We start from the raw sequence: 22,070 nt of genomic DNA, 5'->3' as shown, positions 1-22,070 counted from the left end.
GAACGCGCGCCTCGCGACGAATGTGATGCGATCCAGTCTAATGTTCCAAATCGCGCTTTCGAATGTCCTGATACATTGCGCGCGACATCGCGGCAGCGCCGCCGGTTCAGTGGAAATCGTTCAGGTGCGGATACTGTTCGAACACGCCCGCGATCGTCTCGAGCGCCGCGTTGCACGCGGCATCGGAGGTTTCGGCGCCGATGCACACGCGTACCGCGTTCGGCCGCTCCGTGCCGCCGACGAGAAACGGATCGGGCGACGTCACCGCGATCTTGCGGGAGCGCAGTTCGCGCACGATCCGCTCGGCCTGCCAGTAGTCGGGCACGCGCAGCCAGGCCGACAGCGCGTTCGGGTGCGCACCGAGCACATACGGCCCCAGCGCGGCCTTCACCCTCTCCTGACGCGCCGCGAGCCGCTGGCGCTGCAGTTCGACGAGCCGCCGCGCGGTGCCGTCGGCGATCCAGCGCGTCGCGATCTCCGCGATCGGCGACGTCGCCATCCAGCAGCTCACGCGCAGCACGCTCTCGACGCGCAACGCGAGCCGCCGCGGCATCGCGAGATAGCCCGTGCGCAATCCGGTCAGCACCGATTTCGTCATGCTCGTGCAGTAGAAGCCGAGCTCCGGGATCAGGCTGGCGATCGGCGTGCCCGTCTTCTCGGGCAGCGGGCCGTACACGTCGTCCTCGATCACGTACACGCCGTAGCGCGTCGCGATGCGCGCGATCGAGCGCCGCCGCGACTCGGGCATCAGCGACACGGTTGGGTTATTGAGGGTCGGCGTGCAGACGAGCGCACTGATCCGTTCGCTGTCGCACATCTCCTCGAAATGTTCGGGACGGATGCCGTGCTCGTCCATCTCGAGCCCCTTCAGCGTAAACCCGAGCACGTTCGCGGAGCCGATCACGCCGTGATCGGTCAGGCTCTCGCACAACACGGTGTCGCCCGGCCCGACGATCGACGCGAGCGCGAGAAAGATGCCATGCGCCGCGCCGTTCGTGATCAGCAATGATTCGCGGTGCACCGGCATGTTCAGCGACGCGAGCCATGCGGCGCCGGCGTCGCGATGCGCATCGAGGCCGGCGATCGGCCGGAACGAGCGAATCCACGGCTGATCGTCGGTGCCGGCCAGCGCCGTGCACACGCTGCGCCACGCGGCATCGTGCTCGGGCGTGTGCACGATGCGGGCGATCGAGAAGTCGACCAGTTCGCGCTCGGTCGTATCGAGGATGTAGTTCGACATCGATTCCGTCACGCGCGCGGCCACGAAGCTGCCGCGGCCGACCTCGCAGCGGATCAGCCCCTGGCGCTCCAGTTCCTTGTACGCGTTGGTGACGGTCTGCACGCTGACGCCGAGGCTCGACGCGACGTCGCGCTGCGGCGCGAGCCGGGCGCCCGGCGCGAGCGCGCCGTTCTCGATGTCGCTGGCGATCGCCTTCACGAGCCGCTTGTATTTCGACTCGATGCCGTGCACCGCGCCGAGCGCGTCGCGCCAGCCTGCCGATACCTCGGTCCGTCCCATCTCGATGTCTCCGTCGTGGCTTCCGCATGGTCGCTCAGAAAGACACCCTGAAAATATTGTCCTAGTGCAATCGCGCGCGCGAAAGCAGGACGTTGCGGGTCGAATCGGACGGTGCAATCGGCGTGCCCGCACGGACGCCGGCGCGGCACCTCGATTGTTCGGAGGAATGTCGCGGGAGCGGCTACCCGCGCAGAATGCGCCGTGCCTTCAGGATCACCGGCATGTCGACCATCCTGCCGTCGAGCGCGACCGCCGCGCCGCCGCTCGCGTCGACGGCATCGAGCACGCGCCGCGCCCACGCATGCTCCGCGTCGGTCCACGCATACGCGCGATGCACCGCGTCGAGCTGCTTCGGGTGAATGCACAGTTTTCCGCCGAAGCCGAACCGCCGCGCGTGGCGCGCATGCCGTTCGATCGCGGCGGGATCGTCGATGATCGTCGACACGCCGTCGACCGGCGGCGCGATGCCGGCCAGCCGCGACGCGAGCACGATCCGCGAGCGGAATGCGTTCAACTCTTCCCCGTCGCCGTCGATGCCGAGATCGACCTGGAAATCGAGCGTGCCGAACGCCACGCGCACGACGCGCGGCGCGGCACACACCTGATCGAGCCCTGCGATCCCGGCCGCCGTCTCGACGATCGGCAGCAGTTCGAGCGCGCCGTGCGCGTGCGCGAGCACGGCATCGAGCTGCGCACGTGTCTCGCATTTCGGCAGCATCACGCCGGCTGTGCCCGGATGCGCGGCGATCGCGGCGAGGTCGTCGGCGAACCACACGGTATCGACCGCATTCACACGCACCCACACGGGCCGCGCGGCATCGAGCCGCGCGACGACCGCGTCGCGCGCCGTCGGCTTGCCGTCCGGCGGCACCGCGTCCTCGAGATCCACGATCACCGCGTCGGCGCCGGCCGCGCGCGCCTTCTCGAAGCGCTCCGGCCGATTGCCGGGAACGAAGAGCCACGAACGGGCGCAGGCGGAGGCAGTGGCGGGAATCGTGTTGGTCATCGTCGTCGTGAAAGCGCAATCAGATCGTGCCGTTCGCGCGCAGCGCATCGATCCGCGCGCGGTCGTAGCCGAGTTCCGTGAGGATCGCGTCGGTATGCTGGCCGAGCGCCGGCACCGCATCCATGCGCGGCTCGACGCCGGCGGGCAACCCGGGCGGCAATAGCGCGGGCACCGGGCCCGCGGCCGTGTCGACGCTGCGCCAGCGCACCCGCGCCTGCAATTGCGGGTGCCGCCATACGTCGTCGAGCGTGTTCATCCGTGCGTTCGCGATCCCGGCCGCGTCGAGCCGCTGCATCACGTCGGCGGCCGTCAGCGTCGCAAATGCATCGACGATCAGCGCATCCACCACGTCGCGCGCCGCATGCCGTTTCGAATTCGCATTGAAACGCGGATCGTCGGCCAGCGCCGGCTGCCGCAGCACCTGCTCGCAGAACAGCTTCCATTCGCGCTCGTTCTGCAGCCCGAGCATCACGGTCTTGCCGTCGCCGGCCGGGAACGGCCCGTACGGGCAGATCGTCGCGTGCGACGCGCCCGACGGCGCGGGCGAGCTTTGACCGTCGATCGCGTAGTAGAGCGGGTAGCCCATCCACTCGACCATGCTCTCCAGCATCGACACGTCGATCCGGCAACCTTCACCGGTGCGGCCGCGCATCAGCAGCGCGCTCAGGATGCTGGTGTACGCGTACATGCCGGCCGCGATGTCCGCGATCGAGCAGCCGGCCTTCGCCGGTTGCCCGGTCGAACCCGTGATCGACAGGAACCCGGCTTCGCTCTGGATCAGCAGGTCGTAGGCCTTGCGGTCGCGATACGGGCCGTCGCCGCCGTAACCCGAGATGTCGCAGACGATCAGGCGCGGATGCGTGTGCTTCAACGCGTCGTGGCCGAGGCCGAGCCGCTCGGCCGCACCGGGCGCGAGATTCTGCACGAGCACGTCGGCATCCGCGAGCAGCGCGTCGAGCACGGCGGCCGCATCGGGTTGCTTGACGTCGAGCGTCAGGCTCTCCTTCGAGCGGTTCACCCACACGAAGTGCGACGACAGCCCGTGCACGCGTTCGTCGTAGCCGCGCGCGAAATCGCCGCTGCCGGGCCGTTCGATCTTGATCACGCGCGCGCCGAGATCGGCGAGCTGGCGCGTGCAGAACGGCGCCGCGATCGCATGTTCGAGGGTGATCACCTTGATGCCGTCGAGGGGTCGCATCGTCGGCCTCCGTCAGAACGAGCGCGGCAGGTCGAGGATGTGCTCCGCGACGTAGGCCAGGATCAGGTTGGTCGAGATCGGCGCGACCTGATACAGCCGCGTCTCGCGAAACTTGCGCTCGACGTCGTATTCGCATGCGAAGCCGAAGCCGCCGTGGAATTGCAGGCATGCGTTCGCGGCCTCCCACGACGCGTCGGCCGCGAGCAGCTTCGCCATGTTCGCCTGCGCGCCGCACGGCGCGTGCGCATCGAACCGGCGCGCGGCGTCGAAACGCATCAGGCTCGCGGCCTCGACGTTCACGAACGCGCGCGCGATCGGAAACTGCACGCCCTGGTTCTGCCCGATCGGGCGACCGAACACGACGCGCTCCTTCACGTACTGCGACACCTTGTCGATGAACCAGTAGCCGTCGCCGATGCATTCGGCCGCGATCAGCGTGCGCTCCGCGTTCAGCCCGTCGAGGATGTACTTGAAGCCTTGCCCCTCCTCGCCGATCAGGTTCTCGGTCGGAATCTCGAGGTTGTCGAAGAACAGCTCGTTGGTCTCGTGATTGACCATGTTCGGAATCGGCCGCACCGTCAGCCCGTGACCGATGGCGTCGTGCAGGTCGACGACGAAGATCGACATCCCTTCGGACTTTTTCTTCACGTCGGCGAGCGGCGTCGTGCGCGCGAGCAGGATCATCAGGTCCGAATGCTGCACGCGCGAGATCCATACCTTCTGCCCGTTGATCACGTAACGATCGCCGTGCCGCTCGGCGGTCGTCTTGATCTTCGTCGTGTCGGTGCCGGTGGTCGGCTCGGTCACGGCCATCGACTGCAGGCGCAGCTCGCCGCTCGCGATCTTCGGCAGGTACGCGCGCTTCTGTTCGGCCGAACCGTGGCGCAACAGCGTGCCCATGTTGTACATCTGTCCGTGGCACGCGCCGGAGTTGCCGCCCGCGCGGTTGATCTCCTCCATGATGATCGACGCCTCGGTGAGGCCGAGCCCCGAGCCGCCGTATTCCTGCGGAATCAGCGCGGCGAGCCAGCCGGCCTTGGTCAGCGCGTCGACGAACGCGTCGGGATAGCCGCGCGCGTCGTCGATCTGGCGGAAATACTCGCCGGGAAACTGGCTGCACAGGTCGCGCACCGCTTCGCGGATGTCCTGGTACGGGTCGTGTTGCGTCGTCTGCATGTCCGTCGTCGATGAAGGAAGAAAGGAAAGGAAGCGCGTCATGCGAGGGCCGCGGTGGCCTGCATCGTCAACCAGCCGTCACGGTCCTTCGCCCACAGCTCGATCGTGCGGCCGTCGTCCGACGGCTTGCCGCACAGCGTGAACGGCTGCCCGTCGAAGGTCGGGCGCACCGCGCGAAACGCAAAGCTCGCGAGCGTCGCGTCCGGCCGTTCGCGGTGCACGAGATCGACGAGCAGCGTCGCGATCAGCGGGCCGTGCACGACGAGCCCCGGATAGCCTTCTTCCTGCGTCACGTAGCTGCGGTCGTAGTGAATGCGATGGCCGTTGAAGGTCAGCGCCGAATAGCGGAACAGCATCACCGCGTCGGCCGTGACCGTGCGCGACCACGCTTCGCCGGCAGGCGGCGCGACCGGCTTCGGTGCGGGCGCACCCGGCTGCGGCGCGTCGCGATAAACGATGTCGTGCTCCTCCTCGACGCACAGCGCGCCGCCGGCTTCGATCCGGTGCTGCACCGTCACGAACACGAGCCGGCCGCTGCGACCGGTCTTGTCCTCGATGTTCGCGATCGTCGATTCGCGTGTCGCACGCTGGCCGGCGCGCAGCGGCGCATGGAACGTCAGCCGGCCGCCGGCCCACATGCGGCGCGGCAGCCGCACCGGCGGCAGGAAGCCGCCGCGCTTCGGGTGGCCGTCGGGGCCGACCTCGGCCAGCGGCGCGACCGGCAGAAAGTAGAGCCAGTGCCACATCGGCGGCACGACGTCGCCGGGCGACGGGCGGTCGAGCGTGGCGGCCAGCGCGTTCAGCGGGAACGCGGTGATGTCGTCGCCAAGCGTTTCGGTCTTGCCGAGCCACGCGTCGAGCGACGCGGGGGCGGCAGGCTGCGGGGATGAGGTCGGCACGTCGGTCTCCGGTGCGCTTGCAATGACCCTGAATATGCACGCCACGCGCGGCTTCGCGAAGTCGGCTTTCCCGAACCGGGGCTTCGAATTTGCTTAACGCGCGCGGGCATGTGCCGTGCTGCCGGACGGTTCTCGTCTGACTATTCAATATAGTCGGCCCGCCGAACGTGCGCGGTTCGCGGTCGCCGGCCTTGCCGCTTGACCCCGGACGACACGCCGCCTAAATTGCTTCAGACTGGCCGGCCGGGCCGCATGCGACGTGTCATCCGGGTGACAAAAACGATAGTTTGCTATCGAATGTTTTTGCCCCTATCATCTCGCCCATGACCAATCTGCACGACCTCCGCCTCGCCGTCAGCAGCCTGCTCGTGCTCACCGCGCGCAAGTGGCGCCGCACCAGCGACGGCGTGCTGACCGCGTACAACGTGTCCGAGGCCTGCGCGACGCCGCTGCTGATCGCCGGGCGCCTCGGTGAAGGCGTGCGGCAAGGCACGCTCGCCGAGCACGTCGGCATCGAAGGGCCGTCGCTCGTGCGCCTGCTCGATCAATTGTGCGCGGCCGGCCTCGCACGCCGCGACGAGGACCCGCACGATCGCCGCGCGAAGACGATCTCGCTGACGGCTGCCGGCCGCGCGGTCACCGCGCAGATGGAGGACGACCTGCGCGCGCTGCGCGCCCAGGTACTCAAGGGTGTGTCGCGCGCCGATCTCGAAGCCACGCTGCGCGTGCTGAACGCGTTCAACGCAGCCGACCCGCATCCGCCGGCGTCGCGCCCGCCCCACTCCGCCGATTCCGCGTCATGACCTATCCGAGCCTCCGCGACTGGCTGTTCTCGGGCAAGACGTTCGCCGCGTCGATGCTGGCGCTGTACCTCGGCCTGTATTTCCAGTTGCCGCGCCCGTACTGGGCGATGGCGAGCGTCTACATCGTGTCGAACCCGTTCGTCGGCGCGACGCGCTCGAAGGCGCTGTACCGCGCGCTCGGTACCGCGCTCGGGGCGGCCGCCGCGATCTTCTTCGTGCCGCCGTTCGTCGAGACGCCGCTCCTGTTCAGCATCATCGTCGCGACCTGGTGCGGCACGCTGCTGTACCTCGCGATCTCCGACCGCACCGCGCGCAGCTACGTCTTCATGCTCGCCGGCTATACGATGCCGCTGGTCGCGCTGCCCACCGTCACCGATCCGTCCACCATCTTCGACGTCGCGATCGCGCGCACCGAGGAAATCGTGCTCGGCATCGTGTGCGCGAGCGTGGTCGGCAGCGCCGTGTTCCCGAACCGGCTCGCGCCGACGCTGATCGAGCGCACCGACGCGTGGTTCAAGGACGCCGCGTTCTACGGCCGCGAAACGCTGTCCGGGCACCTGGCCGGCAAGGCGCTGTCCGCATGCCGGCAGCGGCTCGCCGCGACCATCACCGGCCTCGAGTTCCTGCTGAGCCAGCTGGGCTACGACCATGCGCATCCGCGCGTGCTGGCCCGCGCGCAGGCGCTCGCGGGCCGGATGCAGCTGTTCCTGCCGCTGATGTCGTCGCTCGCCGATCCGCTGATCGCGCTGATGCGCGACCTACACGTGCGCCCGCCCGCGCTCGACGCGCTGCTGGCCGACGCCGCGAAGTGGTTCGACGCGCCGCTGCCGGCGGTGAAGACCGGCACCGACGGCGCCATGGCGCACGATCCGGTCGCGGACGACCTGCGCGAGCGCATCGCCGCGCTGCAGCCGCCCGACAGCGCACTGGCGAGCTGGGACGGCGCGCTGCTGTCGAATGCGCTGTGGCGGCTGCGCCAGGTCATCGACATCTGGCAGGACTGCCGTTCGCTGCGCGCATTGATCGCGAACGAGTCGGGCGTGTGGCAGCCGCGCTACCGGCACTGGCGGCTCGGCGGCACCGAACGCTTCTTCGATCGCGGGATGATGCTGTTCTCGACGCTGACCGTCGTGTTCGCGATCGTGTTCGCGTGCTGGCTGTGGATCTCGTCCGGCTGGCACGACGGCGCGGCCGCCGTCACGCTCGTGGCGGTGTCGTGCAGCTTCTTCGCCGCGCTCGACGAGCCCGCGCCGCTGGTGTTCAAGTTCTTCCTGTCGACCACCGCGAGCGTCGTGTTCGCGGGCCTGTACCTGTTCGTCGTGCTGCCGCACGTGCACGATTTCGCGATGCTCGTGCTGATGTTCGCGGGCCCGTTCATCCTGATCGGCACGCTGCTGCCGCGCCCGCAGTTCAACATGGTGACCATGCTCGTCGCGGTGAACACGGCTACCTTCATCAGCATCCAGAGTGCGTACGAGGCCGATTTCTTCGTGTTCCTGAACAGCAACCTCGCAGGCGTCGCCGGGCTGCTGTTCGCATACGTGTGGACGCGCGCGACGCGACCGTTCGGCGCCGAACTCGCGGTGCGGCGCCTGCTGCGCTCGGGCTGGGAGGACGTCGCGCGCTCCGCATCGACGCAGCCGCTCGACGATCAGCGCAACCACGCATCGCGGATGCTCGATCGCGTCACGCAACTGCTGCCGCGCCTCGGCGCGTCCGACGACCACCGCCACCCGTCGATCGAAAGCTTTCGCGACCTGCGCATCGCGCTGAATGCGCTCGACCTGCGCCGCTCGCGGCGCCGGCTGTCAGGCGACGTGCCCGACGCGATCGATCGCGTGCTGGCCGGCGTCACCGATCACTACACCCGCTGCGCGGCCGCGAACGCGCGCCAGCCCGTGCCGCCCGCGCTGCTCGCGACGATCGACGACGCGCTGCGGCGCGTGGCCGGCCGCAACCTGCCGGCCGCCGCGCAGGCCGACGGCGCGGCCGCGCCCGCGGTGCCGGCCACGCATCGCCGGCTGCGCGACACGCTGCATGCGCTCGTCGGCCTGCGCCTGTCGCTGTATCCGGCCGCGGCCGCGCAAGCGCCGCAGGCGCCGGACGGAGCGCGCGCATGAGCCGGCTTTCCACCTTGTCATTCCGACCGCGACCATGATCGGCGAAATCGATATCTTCGGCGTGTTCGTGCCGGCCCCGCTCGTGCTGATGCTGATCGCATACCTGATCAACATCGTCGTGCGCGCGGTGCTCGAACGCGTCGGCTTCTACCGCCTCGTCTGGCACCGTTCGATCTTCGACCTCGGCATCTATGTATTCGTGCTGGCCGCCGTCGTGATCGTGTCCCACCAACTCGTGGCTACCTAACGTGAAAAAAACCTGGCTCTCGGCAGGGCAAGTCCTGCTCACCCTGATCGTCGTCATCGTGGCCGGCCTCGTGCTGTGGCGCATCATCAACTACTACATGTTCTCGCCGTGGACGCGCGACGGGCACGTACGCGCCGACGTGATCCAGGTCGCGCCGGACGTGTCGGGCCTCATCACGTCGGTGCAGGTGGCCGACAACCAGGAGGTCAAGCGCGGCCAGGTGCTGTTCGTGATCGACCAGGCGCGCTACACGCTCGCGGAGCGGCTCGCCGAAGCGACGCTCGCGCAGCGTCGCGCGACGCTGGCGCAGGCGAAGCGCGAATACGCGCGCAACCTGCAGCTCGGCAACCTGGTCGCGAGCGAACAGGTCGAGGAAAGCCGCACGCGCGTCGAGCAGGGCGAAGCCAGCGTCGCCGATGCGCAGGTGTCGCTCGACACCGCGAAGCTGAACCTGCAGCGCACGACGATCGTCAGCCCCGTGGACGGCTACCTGAACGACCGCGCCCCGCGCGTCGGCGAATACGTGCCGGCCGGCCGCGCGGTGCTGTCGGTGGTCGACCGCAACTCGTTCCGCGTCGACGGCTACTTCGAGGAAACCAAGCTGCGCGGCATCCATATCGGGCAGCCGGTCGACATCATCGTGATGGGCGAGCCGCATGCGTTGCGCGGCCACGTGCAGAGCATCGTCGCCGCGATCGAGGATCGCGACCGCACGCAGGGCGCGAACCTGCTGCCGAACGTGAACCCGGCGTTCAGCTGGGTGCGGCTCGCGCAGCGCGTGCCGGTGCGCGTCGTGCTCGACGAGGTGCCCGACGATTTCCGGATGATCGCGGGCCGCACCGCGACCGTGTCGATGCGCGGCGCCGACGCGCGCCGCAACGACGCGAAGCCGGCTGGCGCCAGCACCGCATCGGCGGCCGCGCCGGTTCGCGCTGCGTCCGGTACGGCCGCGAGCGCTGCGGGAGCATCGCAATGAAGCGGCACGGTCTGCGCATCGCGGCGACGCTCGCTCCGCTTGCACTCGCACTCGGTGCGTGCAAGTCGGTCGGCCCCGACTACAAGTTGCCGCAGCACGCGTACGTCAATGCGCCGCTGGCGAACCATGCGCTCGACGACGCGAACGGCGCGCTGGTGTCGCGCGACGCGGTGCCCGGCAACTGGTGGCAGCTGTACGACGACCCGGTACTCGACGGGCTCGTGCGCGATGCGCTGAAGTCGAACACCGACCTGCGCGTCGCCGCGGCCAACCTCGCCCGCTCGCGCGCGGCGCTGGTCGTCGCGAACGAACAGGGCGGCTTCTCGGGCAGCGCGGAAGCGGCCGTGCAGCGCGCGCAGGAATCGGCCGAGCAATACCTGCTCGATAACAAGCTGCCGGTCGTCAACGAAGGCACGGTCGGCATCAACGTGTCGTACGAGCTCGACCTGTTCGGCAAGCTGCGGCGCGGCGTCGAAGCCGCGCGCGCGGACAGCGAGGCCGTCAAGGCGGCCGGCGACCTGGCACGCATCACCGTCGTGGCCGACGTCGTGCGCGCGTACGTCGAAGCGTGCTCGGCCGGCGACGAACTGGCGATCGCGAAGCAGTCGCTCGCGCTGCAGCAGCAGCGCGTGAAACTGTCGCAACGACTGCGCGATGCCGGACGCGGCAACCAGACCGACGTGACCCGCGGCGTCACGCAGGTGCGCACGCTCTCCGCCGACATTCCGCGCTTCGAAGGCCGCCGCAAGGTCGCGCAGTACCAGCTCGCCGCGCTGCTCGCGCGCGCGCCGGCCGACCTGCCGAAAGCCGCCGCCGAATGCGAACGCCTGCCGAAGCTGCGTCAGCCGATTCCGATCGGCGACGGCGCCGCGCTGCTGCGCCGCCGCCCCGACGTGCGCGAGGCCGAGCGGCAGCTCGCCGCCGCGACCGCGCGGATCGGCGTGGCGACCGCCGCGCTGTACCCGTCGGTCAGCATCGGTGCGTCGGCCGGCTCGGTCGGCGTCGCCGCCGACCTGTTCTCGTCCACCACGAATCGCTGGTCGTTCGGTCCGCTGATCAGCTGGTCGTTCCCGGTCAACGGCCAGCGTGCGCGCGTGCGCGAAGCCGAAGCCGCGACGGGCGGCGCACTCGCACACTTCGACGGCGTCGTGCTGAATGCGCTGCGCGAAACGCAGTCGAGCCTCGCGACCTACGCGGCCGACGTGCAGCGCACGGACGCGCTGCGCACCGCGTACGAATCGGCCCGCAATTCCGCCGACGAAACCCATCGTCTCTATGCGGCCGGCCGCGAATCGTTCATTTCCGATCTCGACGCAACGCGCACGTTGACGAGTGTGCGGGCGCAGGTCGCGGCGGCCGAAGGTCAGGTCGCGGCCGACCAGGTGCGGCTCTTTCTCGCGCTCGGCGGTGGATGGGACGGCGACGGTGCGGCAGCCGCCGCGGACGCCGGCTCTGCGGCCTCGACACCCGCGGCCGCCCAGTCGACGCCGTAGCACCGTCGCGGTCGGGATATGACGCCTGCGTGACGACACGCCCTGCGGCGACGCGTTTTACCGATTCGCACCATCGCATTCGCAGTGCCTGCGTTGACGGTACACTGGCCGATGCATTTCCATTCATCTGCTACCGCGGCCGGCCCGGCCGCGGCATCCACCCGGAGAGTCATCATGCGAACCAGCGCCCGCAACCAATTCGCCGGCCAGATCGGCGCCGTCAAACCCGGTGCCGTCAACGACGAAATCACGCTGCGCACGCAGGACGGCCTCGAGATCGTCGCGGTGATCACCCACGGCAGCGCGGCATCGCTGGGCCTCGCGGCCGGTACGAAGGCGTTTGCGCTCGTCAAGGCATCGTCGGTCATCGTGATGGTCGACGTCGACAGCAGCAAGGTGTCGGCCCGCAACTGCGTCGCGGGCACCATCGCGTCGGTCGCGAAGGGCGCGGTCAATTCGGAAGTGGTGATCAAGGCCGCGGGTGGCGCGGAAATCGTCGCGATCGTCACCAACGACAGCGTCGATCGTCTCGGCCTCGCGAGCGGCACCGCTGCCTCCGCGATCTTCAAGGCATCGAGCGTGATCGTCGGCGTCGAGTGATCGCATGACGATCGCGATGGCGATTCGTTGTGCCCCTCGCATGCGTGCGGTCTGGTTCTCGTCCGGAGGCTGACGATGACCGCTTCGGCCGATCGCACGTACGAACAGGCGTTGCAGTCGCTGCAATCCGCGGCAGCCAACGCCGACGTGCCCGACGCCCAGCTGTTCTGCACACTCGTTACGGCACGCGCCGGGCGCAACGAACTCTCGCTGCTGGGCTTGCCTCCCGATCAGTTCGCCGGCCTGCTGGCCCGACATTTTCCGCATCTGCGATCCGTCGACACCATTGCACTCACGTCGGCGGTCGCACCGCTACCGTTGCCGGCCACCCACTCGGCATTCGTCGCGACGCTGCATGCACGGCTGATGGACGATGCGAATCCCGCCGTCGCTCGTGACGATGCCGACTGCCTCGCCGCGATCATCGCGCATGCGTGTCTGCGCCCCGATCATCTGTGGCGCGACCTCGGGCTCGACGGACGCGACGCGGTGTCCGCGATGCTCGCGCGCTTTTTCCCGGCGCTCGCCGCGCGCAACATCGCTCATCTGCGCTGGAAGAAATTCCTCGCGCAGGAAGTGGCCGTATCGCTCGGCGTGCCGCCCGGGCCCGCACCCGGATGTCCGGGCTGTGAGGATTTCGGTTTCTGCTTTCCTCGTACGTGACGGGTATCGCGGCAACGGGCGGGCCGATATCTGTTTCGTCGCATCGCCGGCCGGAAAAGCCGCGTTGACCGGCATGGCGAGCGCGAACGTGCCGTTACGCGACTTCGACGCCACATTCGGCTTCCGCGAAAAAACCGCGGATCACTTCCATTCGGCGCAACGACGGTTGGATGATCCGGCACGCGTTGCGCTCCTCCAACCTGAGCGGCAACTCACGGCTTGCGGCACACAAATGCCAGCGGTGCTTCGGCAACATGTCGGCAACCGACATTACCGAACCGATGACCGGCTTTTCCCGCTTCCCATAAACGGTCACCTTGCGACGCAAGGCACGCGTCGCTCACGACACCGTCAATGTCGATGCCGGTGATGAATGTCCGGAAAATGCGCGTGGCTGTGCGTGATCGGCAGATGCACGTGCGGATGCGCGTGCGGTTCATCGCCGTCATACGGAAAGTCGTGCATGTGCTGGTGATGGTCGTCGTGCCGATGCCGATGCGTATGCTCGAGTCGCTCGTGCGCATGCGTGTGTTCGTGCCGTTCGCGCACGTGCAGCCAGAGGCCGAGCGCCATCAGCGCGGCCGCGATCCAGAACGTCGCGGGCGGCAGCGCGGGCCAGATCAGCAGCGACAGTGCAACTCCGAATAGCGGGGCGACCGAAAAATATGCGCCGGTGCGCGCGCTGCCGAGATGACGCAGCGCGACCACGAACAACACGAGGCTGATCCCGTAGCCGCCGAGCCCCGTCAGCATCGCTGCGGCCGTGACCGGTAACGCAGGTAGCGTCGCGCCGGCCGCCAGCGCGATGCCGATGTTCACCGGCCCCGCGATCAGCCCTTTCATGCAGGCGATCACCATCGCGTCGTTCGCGGCCACCTTGCGGGTCAGGTTGTTGTCGACCGCCCAGCACAGGCACGCAGCGACGATCAGCAGCGCGCCGACCGGCACGCCGGCCCGGCCTGGCGTCCACGACAACAGCGTGCCGCCAGCGACGATCGCCGCCATGCCGAGGAACACCTGCGTATCCACGTTCTCGCGAAACACGACCCACGCGATCACCGCCGTCAACACGCCTTCGAGATTGAGCAGCAACGCGCTCGTCGCCGCCGGCGTACTCGACAGCCCGAGCATCAGCAAAGCGGGGCCGGCCACGCCGCCCGCCGCGATCGCACCGGCCAGCCACAGCAGATCGGCACGATGCAACGGCGCGGCGTCCGCGGCCGATGCGCGACGGCTGTGCCAACCGCGCAGCAGAATCCCGATACCGAGCCCGACGCCGCTGCCGAAATAGAAGAGGCCGGCAACCATGAACGGCGACATTGCACCGATTAGCGCCTTGGCGAGCGGTGTCGCGGCGCCGAACAGCGCGGCGGCGGCGAGCGCGACGAAAATCGCGGAATGTCTCGGGTTCACGGTCCGGGGCGAATTGAGGTTGATGAAACTGGGCGTGGCTTTGGGTCGAGGCGGGCTTGCCTTACCTTTCGAAAGGCTGGCTGTATCGTGCTCGGCTTGCCTGCGGCCGGACGCTCCCATCGTGATTATCGCGCGCCGTTTTGTCGCGGTGGGCAGGCGGGATCGCGCGCACGTCGATCGACGATTTCCGCTTCATCATTTCGGAAAACGAATTATATGGTCAACGCGTTTTCATGATCAGTTATGCATATTATTGATGCTCGATCAGCACGATCGAAACATCATGTGCATGGAGGCCGGTCGACGAATGTGGGTCGTCCGGTCGCGTTGTCTGTTCGACGAGGGAGGGGATGTACCAGCAGGTTCAGCGCCGGTGGAGACAGTCCCGACCTGCCTCTGACGAGGCAAGTCGATCTGGAGTGCCATGCACCGCACGCGACTTGCATGCGGCTACGCGCGGCTCGACGGACGGCAGCGCGGTGCGGATTACTCGTTGCCGGCCGATTGCTGCTCGACCTGCGGCGCGGCGTCGGTCTGCACCGGCGCTTCCGCTTCGGCCTGCGCCGGTTGCGGCGCGGCAGCGGCCTCGGCCTGCTGCTCGGCCTTCGGCTGCTGCGGTGCGCCCTTGGCCGATTGTGCCGCGCCCTTGCCCGGGCGGCGGGCCTTCAGGCGGCGCGCACGTGCCGCGTCGTCGTGCGTCACGCGCCCGGCTTCGTTGCCCTGCAGGTCGACGCGCACCGCGTCTTCGACGAGGCAGGACCAGTAGCGATTGCCGCGGCACCACGTCGACATCGCTTCGCGCAGTTCGGCTTCGTTGAGGCCGACGGCCTGCGCTTCGCGTGCGAGATCGTCCCAGATGCCGACCTTGAGCGGTACTTTGGGGGCCGGATTCTTCGGGAACGCGCGCGGAAACTTCCGCTGCAGTTTGCCGATCGCGACGATGACCGGATCGACCGGCGCCGCCGGCTTCGCCGAAGCAAGCTTCGCCCGAGGCTGCGTCTTCGCGCCGGCACCCGGCTTGGCGCCGCGGGACGGCTGGTCGCCGGACTTCGGCTTCGCGCCGGCGTCCGTCGGCGCTGCCGGCCGCTTTGCGTTGCGCTCCTGCTTGGCCTTCGCCGCGAGCTGCGCCCGCAATTCGGCAAGTTGTTCAAAACCCATAAATTCAATCCACCAGGAATATAAGGTGTGGTTCGTGCGGCCATGCCGCGCGGCACAACAGCTTCGCCGCCATGCGTGCGGCCGGCCTGCCGCCGGTGCGGAACACTACGGGGCCGCATCGCGCACGCCACTCTGTTTTCAGGCACCCGGCCTCGATGCCGGACAAGGCAGGAGTGGAAGTATACCGGTACGCGCGACAGGCGGTTGACTCGCCGGTCTGCATTTGTCCGATCCGCGGTGCCGGAAATGCGTCCGCGCGGTCGTGTTGCGCATTATATGGATACGTTTCCGGATGTCACGCCATTCGCGGCCCCTGCTGGGAAATTGCAGCGGGCCGGGCCGACGCGCAAGGCGCAAAGTGCGATCTTCCGCGCGACGGACGTCGAACGGCGTCGTGTCACAACCGCCACGCGTGGCGTAGCCGCCGACCTCGCACGACCCGCCCGCTCGACACGCGTTTGCGCCGGCCGCGATACGCGACTCGTTGCGTGCGCATCGATCGCGTCGCGGACGAAGATCTCGGAAAGTGCGTAGTATGGCCGAATCGACTTCGTTGGCAGCATGTCCCCGCCTGCTTTTCTCCGCGCGCCCGATCGACCGGGCGCGATTCCGTTGCCTGCGAAACGACCTGGTTACACGAGATGGAGCGCAAGCATGGTTTCCCAAGACGACACCCCGCATGACGGCCTCACGCGCGAGGAGATTCACCATCGGCAGATCGACATGCGCGGCTATCGGCGCAGCGATGGCCTGTTCGAAGTGACGGCCTGCCTCGCGGACCGCAAGACCAGCGATTTCACGCCGCCCGGCGGCGCGCGAACGGTCGCGGCACTGACACCGCTCCACGATCTCGGCGTCACGCTGGTGTTCGACGTCGACATGGTCGTTCGCGGCGTCTCCACGTTCATGCGTTCGCATCCGTATGCGCAGTGTTCGGGCGGCGGCAACTCGCTGCAGGCGCTCGTCGGATTGAACATCGGCGCCGGCTGGAACAGCGAGGTTCGCAAGCGCCTGCCGTCCTGCGATACGTGCACGCACTTGAAGGAACTGCTCGGCCCGATCGCGACGACGGCCTATCAGACGATGGTCGGCATGCGGCGATCGTCGCTCGATTACCGCGACAGCGAAGGAAAGCCGCTCAAGATCGACAGTTGCTACGCCTACGGTGCATCGCGCGATCTCGTGAAACGTCTTTGGCCCGAGTACCACCAGCCTTCGGCACCGACGAAGGGCAGTTGAAGTTCCGACGCTCGGCGGTTCGGCGCTGTTTGCGGAAGTTTGCGAAACCGATAGTGCGCGAACGGCTGCGGGCCGTGCCGGTGTCGATCCGGCAGATCGGAGCCGCCGCACTCGTGATCAGAACACGCCCAGTGCCAGCCCTGCAGCAAGACCCGCGCCGAGTTCGGCGCAGCGCGCGAGCGCGTCGCTGTCGATCGTCTTCGTTGCGAGAATACGCTCCGGCGTCTGCGCATGCGTGCAGACGATCAGGCCGGGCGCCACGTTCTTCAGCCGCCATCCGGTCGCGATCCGGTCGATCTGGCGCAACGCGTTCTGCCCGTCGCTTCCCGCGCAGATCATTGCCGCATACGGGCGGCCGTTCACGCGATCGAGCGCCGCGTAGTAGCAGCGATCGAAGAAATCCTTCATCAGCCCGGACATCGCCGCAAGGTTCTCCGGCGTCGCGAACAGGTATGCGTCGGCGGCCAGCACGTCGTCGGCGCTCGTCGCGTCCGCACGCTGCATCCTGACGTCGACGCCAGGCTGCTCGCGAGCTGCACCGGCAGCCGCTTCGGCCATCTGTTGCGTGCCTCCGGTCATCGTGTGATAGACGATCAACAGCGTTTTCATGGGTCGTTGCTCGCATTCGGCTTCGGGTGCGCCGACGGTATCGTCGAGTCCAGGCCAGATGGCCGGCCGGCACGGATGGGCGTCATTTGGCGTTCGTTTTTCCCCGGATCGACCGGTTTGCCTGCTCGCCGACAACGCGCGCATCGCAATGGTTTCGATCTGCCCGGGGAGCCGGATGCTTCCGGATGTGTCCGGGACCGCGTTCAGTCTTGCCGGCGATGCCGTGCAGCGCCGTCGTCGGGTCGCGCGTAGTACGCAAGGAACATATCGGCAGCCGATTCCGCGACCTTCTGCTGCTCCTGCGCCGTCAGCGGCGGCTGGCCCATCGTGATCTGCGGCCAGAACGCGAATGCCTTCACCGCGCCATGCAACTGATGCGCGGCGAACACCGGATCGGTGACCGACAGGCGACCGGCCGCCGCGGCCGCGCGCACCCAGACCGTGACATCTTCCTCGCGCTCGCCGAGACGCTCGACCATGTCGCGCGCCCGTTCCGGCGAATGGATGGCCGCGCCGATCGCGACACGCGCCAGCGCGAGAAAGGCCTCGTCGTTCATCAACCGCAATTTGCGGTCGAGCAACGCGAGCAGTTGCTCGCGCAGCGGCACGTCGGCGCGATAGGTCGGCGAACTGCCGGTGCGAGTCGCATCCCACAACTTGTTCAGGATCGCGGCGAACAGCGTCTCCTTACCGGGGAAGTGGTTATAGACGGTGCGCTTCGACACGTCCGCGCGCGCAGCGATACGATCCATGCTCGTCGCATCGTAGCCCGCGGCGAGAAATTCCTCGATCGCCGCATCGACGATGGCCGCGCGCTTTCGGTCGGTCAGACGCTGAGGGGGAGTACTGGTATCCATACAGAAATTTTACACCGGGCAGTTTACTTACCCCAAAAATAAACTACACTGTTTAGTGTACTTTATTCTCCGGACGAACCGACATGGCATCGCCTCTCGTTTTGATTCATCGCATTCTGGGTTTCGCGGCCGCCCGACGTGGCCGGACGCTCTCCGGCAGTTCGCCGCAGCACAACGGCGAGCGCTTTGCCAATGTCGCGCCGCGCCCCGCCGAAGGATTGGGCAAGACGCTGGGAATCGCGTGGAACATGCTGGTCAACAAGCCGCGTCATACCGTGCCCGCCGGCGCGTTGCCCGTCGATTCGCTGACCCGCGCGGAACTCGACGCGGCACCCGATCGCAGCCTGTATCGGCTCGGCCATTCGACGCTGTTGCTGAAGCTGCGTGGCGAATTCTGGCTGACCGATCCGGTGTTCGCGGAGCGCGCGTCGCCGTTTCGGCGTATCGGCCCCAAGCGCTTTCATGCGCCGCCGATCGCGCTGGAAGATCTTCCGCCGCTGCGCGGCGTGATCCTGTCGCACGATCATTACGATCACCTCGACCGCGACACGGTGCTCGCGCTGGCCGCCACCACCGACGTGTTCGTGACGACGCTGGGCGTCGGCGACCGGCTCATCGAATGGGGTATCGACGCGAACAAGGTCCGCCAGCTCGACTGGTGGCAAAGCATCGATGTGGCCGGGCTGACGCTGACAGCGACGCCTGCCCAGCACTTCTCCGGGCGCAGCCTGTTCGACGGCAACAGTACGCTGTGGGCGTCGTGGGTGATCGTCGACGACGACCTGCGCGTGTTCTTCAGCGGCGATACGGGTTATTTCGACGGCTTCCGGGAGATCGGCGAGCGCCTCGGGCCGTTCGACGTCACGCTGATCGAAACGGGCGCCTATGATGCGCAATGGCCGTACGTTCACATGCAGCCGGAAGAAACCGTGCAGGCGCACATCGATTTGCGCGGGCGCTGGTTGATGCCGATCCACAACGGTACGTTCGACCTCGCGATGCATCGCTGGCAGGAGCCGTTCGAGCGGGTCACGGCGCTGGCGCTCGTGCGCGGTATCGAGCTGTCGACGCCCAGAATGGGCGAACGCCTCGATCTCGACGCGCCGCATCGCGGCGAGCGCTGGTGGCGCACGGTCGACGAGCACGCGGCAACGCCGGCGGCGAAATCGCGACGCTGGCAGCTTTGCGCATCGCAGGCGACGAAGTAGTCCGCAATCGCCGCACGCGCCTTCCGGGAGGATGGCCGTGCAGCGGCGCCGGGTGGTGCATTCGTTGCCGGCTTCCCCGGCACGTCGACGGCCTGCCTGTCGACCCGATTACTAGAGTAGAGAAGTCATGCATCCGGCATCCCTCCGATACATATCCGGCCAACGCAATGATGACGTCGCCATCGCGGCATTCGACCAGGCGAGCGACCGTTCGACCGGTCGCAGCCGCGAGAACGAGCTACGACAGTCGCTCGCGGAGCGCGTCGCGAGATGGACCGAAGGAGTCGATCATCTCGACACGGCCATTCCCAACCTGAGCTTTCATCGAAGGGAAGCGCCGACGCAGCCGATGGAATGCATGGTCGAGCCGAGCTTCGGTCTCGTCGTTCAAGGCGCGAAGCGGGTCATGCAGAGCGGAGACGCCTATATCTATGACACGGACCGCTTTCTGATCACGTCACTCGACCTGCCCGGTTCGACGCAGATCATCGAAGCCAGCCCCGACAAACCGTTTCTCGGGCTCGGCCTCAAGCTCGATTTTCGCGTCATGGCCGAATTGATGATGCAAGTCGCGCCGGATCACGACGATGCGCCGGCCGGCCGCGGGCTCGTCGTGGGCGACATGACCGAGCCTCTGTACGACGCGCTGAACCGGTTGCTCGCGCTGCTGGACGACCCGAACGCGATTGCCGTTCTCGCACCGTATGTCGAGCGGGAAATTTACTATCGGCTGCTGACGAGCGACCAGGGCGCCCGCCTGCGTCAGATTGCGTCCGCCGGCAGTCAGTGCAACCGCGTGTCACGCGCGATCCGGTGGTTGCGCGCTCACTACGACGAGTCGTTGCGTGTCGATGATCTCGCGGCGCAGGTTCAGATGAGCAGTTCGACCTTCCATCACCACTTCCGTCAACTCACCGGCATGAGTCCTCTCCAGTACCAGAAATGGATACGCCTCAACGAGGCACGTCGGCTGATGCTGGCGGAGCGGCTCGACGCCGCGTCGGCAGCATTCAGGGTCGGGTATGCGAGCCCGACCCAGTTCAACCGGGAATATAGCCGGCTGTTCGGTAACTCTCCGCGAAGGGATATCGATAGCCTGCGAGGTGGCGGGGATGTCGCCTTGTCGATCGTCGCGAGTTATTGATGGCGGCACGGTGGGTGGGAATGTGTCGGCTATTACGGGTGAACGGCGCAGGACTGGCGCCTCGCATGCGGGATCGAGCGGACTCAGACTGAAATGCAGCGCCCAACGCCGATATGTTTTCAACTCGGATGAATTGCTCGGCGTCTCCCTTCCTGCTTATCGTCAAACATCGCCGACGTGTATCGTGCGGCCGGGTCCCATACTTTCACCTCTCCTTTGGCTACAGACGAACCGCCCGGAGCTGACGATTTCGGCGGACCGCCCCCTCCCCTCCCAACGGCTACGTCGGACCGGCCGCCTATAAATCCCCAATGTCAGCATCGTCTCGCGATGCTTCGCGACTCCGTTAATAGGAAGGCCGACGCATGCGTTGTCACGTGACAACTGGCGCTAAATATCAGAACTCCCACCAGTCAATGGACGGGGCGACGCGATCCAGTGATGCACTGATCCCCGCACTTCGACACCCGGAACAGTTGCTCCACCGCGAAACGTATTGAAAACTACGAATTACGTATTCGCCACAACGAATCTCGGTGAAGCCGCGCCAATCTTCGTTGCCCACATGCCAAAAAACCATACGCCCCCATTTCCGGGCATCACCAAGCTCATTTGCCGTGAAACAGCATGAAGAATATGGCGCAAACCATTGCCACACAAGGATTTCTGGCAAGCGTCGATTTTCGGAAAATGTTTCACGAACCGACCCGTTCGCGTTGCTACACGTCGCCAACACATGGATTCGACGCCAATAGTGACCCAGATTGCATGAATCTCCCTGCATATCGGGGCCCTCCAGCGCGGAAATCTGATATTCGCTACGAAACCAGCCCCCTGCCCTATTGGCCCATGCGAGCGGCAATGCAGGGTTTCGTACTCTCTATAAATAGGGACACATCATAGTCATCCCTATATCCCGCACGAACATGCGCAGCAATCGCTCAGCGCGTTGCGCCAGCACCCCGAGCGTACACACGAAGATAAGGGAATCAAGCTGCTGACTACACAGTTCGTACCGCGCCACCCCAGACGCGCCTTGCAACGCCTCCCCGGGATACTCCGCTCCCATATAGCCATCCGTTGCCCGAGCTTTCAGGCGCCCGCTCCCGTTGTCACGTGACAACCGGCGACTCACCCACGAGCCGGCGGGACCAGAAATATCCCCACCGGCTTTCTTCCTGAGCAACATGCCAGCTACGCACCGGGCATCGGCAATCACGACTACGTCTTGACGATCGAAAGGTTGCTCCTGGGAGGCGCGCTTGAATGTGTTTGTCACGTGACAACCCGTCTCATCGCCGGATAGACGTACGTCAGGATTATGTGAAGCACCTCTGTAATTGAAATGAAGCGATTCTTCCGCAGCCCACGTCGCAATCGCATCGAGAACTTTCGCTCGATATGGCCAGACCTCGAAGCAATCAATGCCCGGAGACTTGTCACGTGACAACCGGCTTCTTCCTCGAGACCGCGCAACATCGTCGTCTCGGGTTCGTATCGAATTCCGTATGAGACCAAGTGCGACGAGACATCAATTCTCCACGCAACGGTTTCATCGTCGATGTTCAACGCCAGCTGAATTTGCCCGCGTTCGCTGCGCGTTCGTGCAGCCGTGATTGGTTATTTTGTATTTTTTTAGTCAATACGCGTAAATGACGCCTTGGCCGTTCGGCCTATTTGTCACGTAACAACCGCGGAGATCAAAAGATATTCACTCCATCGAACACTTTTCTGGACATTTC

At 66.6% G+C, this 22,070-nt stretch carries 20 protein-coding genes; 10 read left to right on the top strand and 10 right to left on the bottom strand.

Going from position 1 to position 22,070, the window contains the following annotated elements; all coding sequences use genetic code 11:
- Positions 1-106: 106 nt before the first annotated feature.
- The 5 genes from ehuR to H3O04_RS09355 all read right to left on the bottom strand — a co-directional run bounded on the left by ehuR (position 107) and on the right by H3O04_RS09355 (position 5,798).
- Complete coding sequence (gene ehuR, locus H3O04_RS09375; RefSeq protein WP_202587555.1) at positions 107-1,519, bottom strand: MocR-like ectoine utilization transcription factor EhuR; 1,413 nt, start codon at positions 1,517-1,519, stop codon at positions 107-109.
- 181 nt (positions 1,520-1,700) lie between these two features.
- On the bottom strand, positions 1,701-2,525 hold the full coding sequence (locus H3O04_RS09370; RefSeq protein WP_202587554.1) for an HpcH/HpaI aldolase/citrate lyase family protein: 825 nt from the start codon (positions 2,523-2,525) through the stop codon (positions 1,701-1,703).
- 19 nt (positions 2,526-2,544) lie between these two features.
- Positions 2,545-3,723 (bottom strand): CaiB/BaiF CoA transferase family protein, encoded by a 1,179-nt coding sequence (locus H3O04_RS09365; RefSeq protein ID WP_202587553.1) that lies wholly within the window; start codon positions 3,721-3,723, stop codon positions 2,545-2,547.
- A 12-nt stretch (positions 3,724-3,735) separates the two neighbouring features.
- Positions 3,736-4,899, bottom strand: a complete 1,164-nt coding sequence (locus H3O04_RS09360; protein WP_202587552.1) for an acyl-CoA dehydrogenase family protein — start codon at positions 4,897-4,899, stop codon at positions 3,736-3,738.
- A gap of 38 nt (positions 4,900-4,937) precedes the next feature.
- Positions 4,938-5,798 carry an FAS1-like dehydratase domain-containing protein gene (locus tag H3O04_RS09355; protein ID WP_202587551.1) on the bottom strand — a complete coding sequence of 287 codons (861 nt, stop codon included), beginning with the start codon at positions 5,796-5,798 and terminating at the stop codon, positions 4,938-4,940.
- Positions 5,799-6,121: 323 nt separating this feature from the next.
- Here H3O04_RS09355 and H3O04_RS09350 point away from each other — a divergent pair, with 323 nt between their 5' ends.
- The 7 genes from H3O04_RS09350 to H3O04_RS09320 all read left to right on the top strand — a co-directional run bounded on the left by H3O04_RS09350 (position 6,122) and on the right by H3O04_RS09320 (position 12,700).
- The gene (locus H3O04_RS09350) at positions 6,122-6,601 is read left to right on the top strand and encodes a MarR family winged helix-turn-helix transcriptional regulator (RefSeq protein ID WP_053526009.1); all 480 of its coding nucleotides are present in this window, start codon (positions 6,122-6,124) and stop codon (positions 6,599-6,601) included.
- Positions 6,598-8,721 (top strand): FUSC family protein, encoded by a 2,124-nt coding sequence (locus H3O04_RS09345; RefSeq protein WP_105798408.1) that lies wholly within the window; start codon positions 6,598-6,600, stop codon positions 8,719-8,721. Before H3O04_RS09350 ends, H3O04_RS09345 begins: the two co-directional genes overlap by 4 nt.
- A 34-nt stretch (positions 8,722-8,755) precedes the next feature.
- On the top strand, positions 8,756-8,968 hold the full coding sequence (locus tag H3O04_RS09340; protein ID WP_006481008.1) for a DUF1656 domain-containing protein: 213 nt from the start codon (positions 8,756-8,758) through the stop codon (positions 8,966-8,968).
- 1 nt (position 8,969) lies between these two features.
- The gene (locus H3O04_RS09335; protein WP_124591830.1) at positions 8,970-9,944 is read left to right on the top strand and encodes an efflux RND transporter periplasmic adaptor subunit; all 975 of its coding nucleotides are present in this window, start codon (positions 8,970-8,972) and stop codon (positions 9,942-9,944) included.
- Positions 9,941-11,437 (top strand): efflux transporter outer membrane subunit, encoded by a 1,497-nt coding sequence (locus H3O04_RS09330; RefSeq protein WP_202587550.1) that lies wholly within the window; start codon positions 9,941-9,943, stop codon positions 11,435-11,437. Before H3O04_RS09335 ends, H3O04_RS09330 begins: the two co-directional genes overlap by 4 nt.
- Positions 11,438-11,611: 174 nt before the next feature.
- The gene (locus tag H3O04_RS09325) at positions 11,612-12,037 is read left to right on the top strand and encodes a TOBE domain-containing protein (RefSeq protein ID WP_200161106.1); all 426 of its coding nucleotides are present in this window, start codon (positions 11,612-11,614) and stop codon (positions 12,035-12,037) included.
- Positions 12,038-12,112: 75 nt separating this feature from the next.
- The gene (locus tag H3O04_RS09320) at positions 12,113-12,700 is read left to right on the top strand and encodes a nitrogen fixation protein NifQ (protein WP_202587549.1); all 588 of its coding nucleotides are present in this window, start codon (positions 12,113-12,115) and stop codon (positions 12,698-12,700) included.
- 94 nt (positions 12,701-12,794) lie between these two features.
- On the opposite strand, the gene H3O04_RS09315 is transcribed toward H3O04_RS09320, so the two are convergent.
- The 3 genes from H3O04_RS09315 to H3O04_RS09305 all read right to left on the bottom strand — a co-directional run bounded on the left by H3O04_RS09315 (position 12,795) and on the right by H3O04_RS09305 (position 15,271).
- On the bottom strand, positions 12,795-13,028 hold the full coding sequence (locus H3O04_RS09315; protein ID WP_201317202.1) for a hypothetical protein: 234 nt from the start codon (positions 13,026-13,028) through the stop codon (positions 12,795-12,797).
- A 23-nt stretch (positions 13,029-13,051) separates the two neighbouring features.
- Positions 13,052-14,113, bottom strand: coding sequence for a DMT family transporter (locus H3O04_RS09310; protein WP_201317201.1), 1,062 nt, complete (start codon positions 14,111-14,113; stop codon positions 13,052-13,054).
- A 486-nt stretch (positions 14,114-14,599) separates the two neighbouring features.
- Entirely contained in the window at positions 14,600-15,271 is a 672-nt protein-coding gene (locus H3O04_RS09305; protein WP_202587548.1) for a ProQ/FinO family protein, read from the bottom strand.
- 654 nt (positions 15,272-15,925) lie between these two features.
- Here H3O04_RS09305 and H3O04_RS09300 point away from each other — a divergent pair.
- On the top strand, positions 15,926-16,510 hold the full coding sequence (locus H3O04_RS09300; protein WP_011549355.1) for a DUF2889 domain-containing protein: 585 nt from the start codon (positions 15,926-15,928) through the stop codon (positions 16,508-16,510).
- A 117-nt stretch (positions 16,511-16,627) separates the two neighbouring features.
- Here H3O04_RS09300 and H3O04_RS09295 read toward each other — a convergent pair whose 3' ends face one another.
- Both H3O04_RS09295 and H3O04_RS09290 read right to left on the bottom strand, forming a co-directional pair.
- Positions 16,628-17,119, bottom strand: coding sequence for a flavodoxin family protein (locus tag H3O04_RS09295; protein WP_011549356.1), 492 nt, complete (start codon positions 17,117-17,119; stop codon positions 16,628-16,630).
- A gap of 203 nt (positions 17,120-17,322) precedes the next feature.
- The gene (locus H3O04_RS09290) at positions 17,323-17,976 is read right to left on the bottom strand and encodes a TetR/AcrR family transcriptional regulator (protein ID WP_011549357.1); all 654 of its coding nucleotides are present in this window, start codon (positions 17,974-17,976) and stop codon (positions 17,323-17,325) included.
- A gap of 83 nt (positions 17,977-18,059) precedes the next feature.
- Between H3O04_RS09290 and H3O04_RS09285 the strand changes: the two genes are divergently transcribed.
- Together H3O04_RS09285 and H3O04_RS09280 are read left to right on the top strand one after the other, a co-directional pair.
- Positions 18,060-19,184, top strand: a complete 1,125-nt coding sequence (locus H3O04_RS09285; protein ID WP_200161102.1) for an MBL fold metallo-hydrolase — start codon at positions 18,060-18,062, stop codon at positions 19,182-19,184.
- Positions 19,185-19,311: 127 nt separating this feature from the next.
- Complete coding sequence (locus H3O04_RS09280; RefSeq protein WP_011549359.1) at positions 19,312-20,328, top strand: AraC family transcriptional regulator; 1,017 nt, start codon at positions 19,312-19,314, stop codon at positions 20,326-20,328.
- The last annotated feature ends 1,742 nt before the right edge of the window (positions 20,329-22,070 follow it).

Origin of the sequence: Burkholderia sp. KCJ3K979 (genome assembly GCF_016759955.1) — a bacterium.
GTDB lineage: Bacteria > Pseudomonadota > Gammaproteobacteria > Burkholderiales > Burkholderiaceae > Burkholderia > Burkholderia orbicola.
The sequence above is the reverse complement of the archived record's forward strand: the minus strand, read 5'-3'. Positions and strand labels throughout refer to the sequence as shown.

Bases quoted from the DNA above. Each gene is read 5' to 3' on its own strand.
- ehuR (WP_202587555.1), bottom strand. From the start codon at position 1,519: ATGGGACGGACCGAGGTATCGGCAGGCTGGCGCGACGCGCTCGGCGCG.
- H3O04_RS09370 (WP_202587554.1), bottom strand. From the start codon at position 2,525: ATGACCAACACGATTCCCGCCACTGCCTCCGCCTGCGCCCGTTCGTGG.
- H3O04_RS09365 (WP_202587553.1), bottom strand. From the start codon at position 3,723: ATGCGACCCCTCGACGGCATCAAGGTGATCACCCTCGAACATGCGATC.
- H3O04_RS09360 (WP_202587552.1), bottom strand. From the start codon at position 4,899: ATGCAGACGACGCAACACGACCCGTACCAGGACATCCGCGAAGCGGTG.
- H3O04_RS09350 (WP_053526009.1), top strand. From the start codon at position 6,122: ATGACCAATCTGCACGACCTCCGCCTCGCCGTCAGCAGCCTGCTCGTG.
- H3O04_RS09345 (WP_105798408.1), top strand. From the start codon at position 6,598: ATGACCTATCCGAGCCTCCGCGACTGGCTGTTCTCGGGCAAGACGTTC.
- H3O04_RS09340 (WP_006481008.1), top strand. From the start codon at position 8,756: ATGATCGGCGAAATCGATATCTTCGGCGTGTTCGTGCCGGCCCCGCTC.
- H3O04_RS09330 (WP_202587550.1), top strand. From the start codon at position 9,941: ATGAAGCGGCACGGTCTGCGCATCGCGGCGACGCTCGCTCCGCTTGCA.
- H3O04_RS09325 (WP_200161106.1), top strand. From the start codon at position 11,612: ATGCGAACCAGCGCCCGCAACCAATTCGCCGGCCAGATCGGCGCCGTC.
- H3O04_RS09320 (WP_202587549.1), top strand. From the start codon at position 12,113: ATGACCGCTTCGGCCGATCGCACGTACGAACAGGCGTTGCAGTCGCTG.
- H3O04_RS09305 (WP_202587548.1), bottom strand. From the start codon at position 15,271: ATGGGTTTTGAACAACTTGCCGAATTGCGGGCGCAGCTCGCGGCGAAG.
- H3O04_RS09300 (WP_011549355.1), top strand. From the start codon at position 15,926: ATGGTTTCCCAAGACGACACCCCGCATGACGGCCTCACGCGCGAGGAG.
- H3O04_RS09295 (WP_011549356.1), bottom strand. From the start codon at position 17,119: ATGAAAACGCTGTTGATCGTCTATCACACGATGACCGGAGGCACGCAA.
- H3O04_RS09290 (WP_011549357.1), bottom strand. From the start codon at position 17,976: ATGGATACCAGTACTCCCCCTCAGCGTCTGACCGACCGAAAGCGCGCG.
- H3O04_RS09285 (WP_200161102.1), top strand. From the start codon at position 18,060: ATGGCATCGCCTCTCGTTTTGATTCATCGCATTCTGGGTTTCGCGGCC.
- H3O04_RS09280 (WP_011549359.1), top strand. From the start codon at position 19,312: ATGCATCCGGCATCCCTCCGATACATATCCGGCCAACGCAATGATGAC.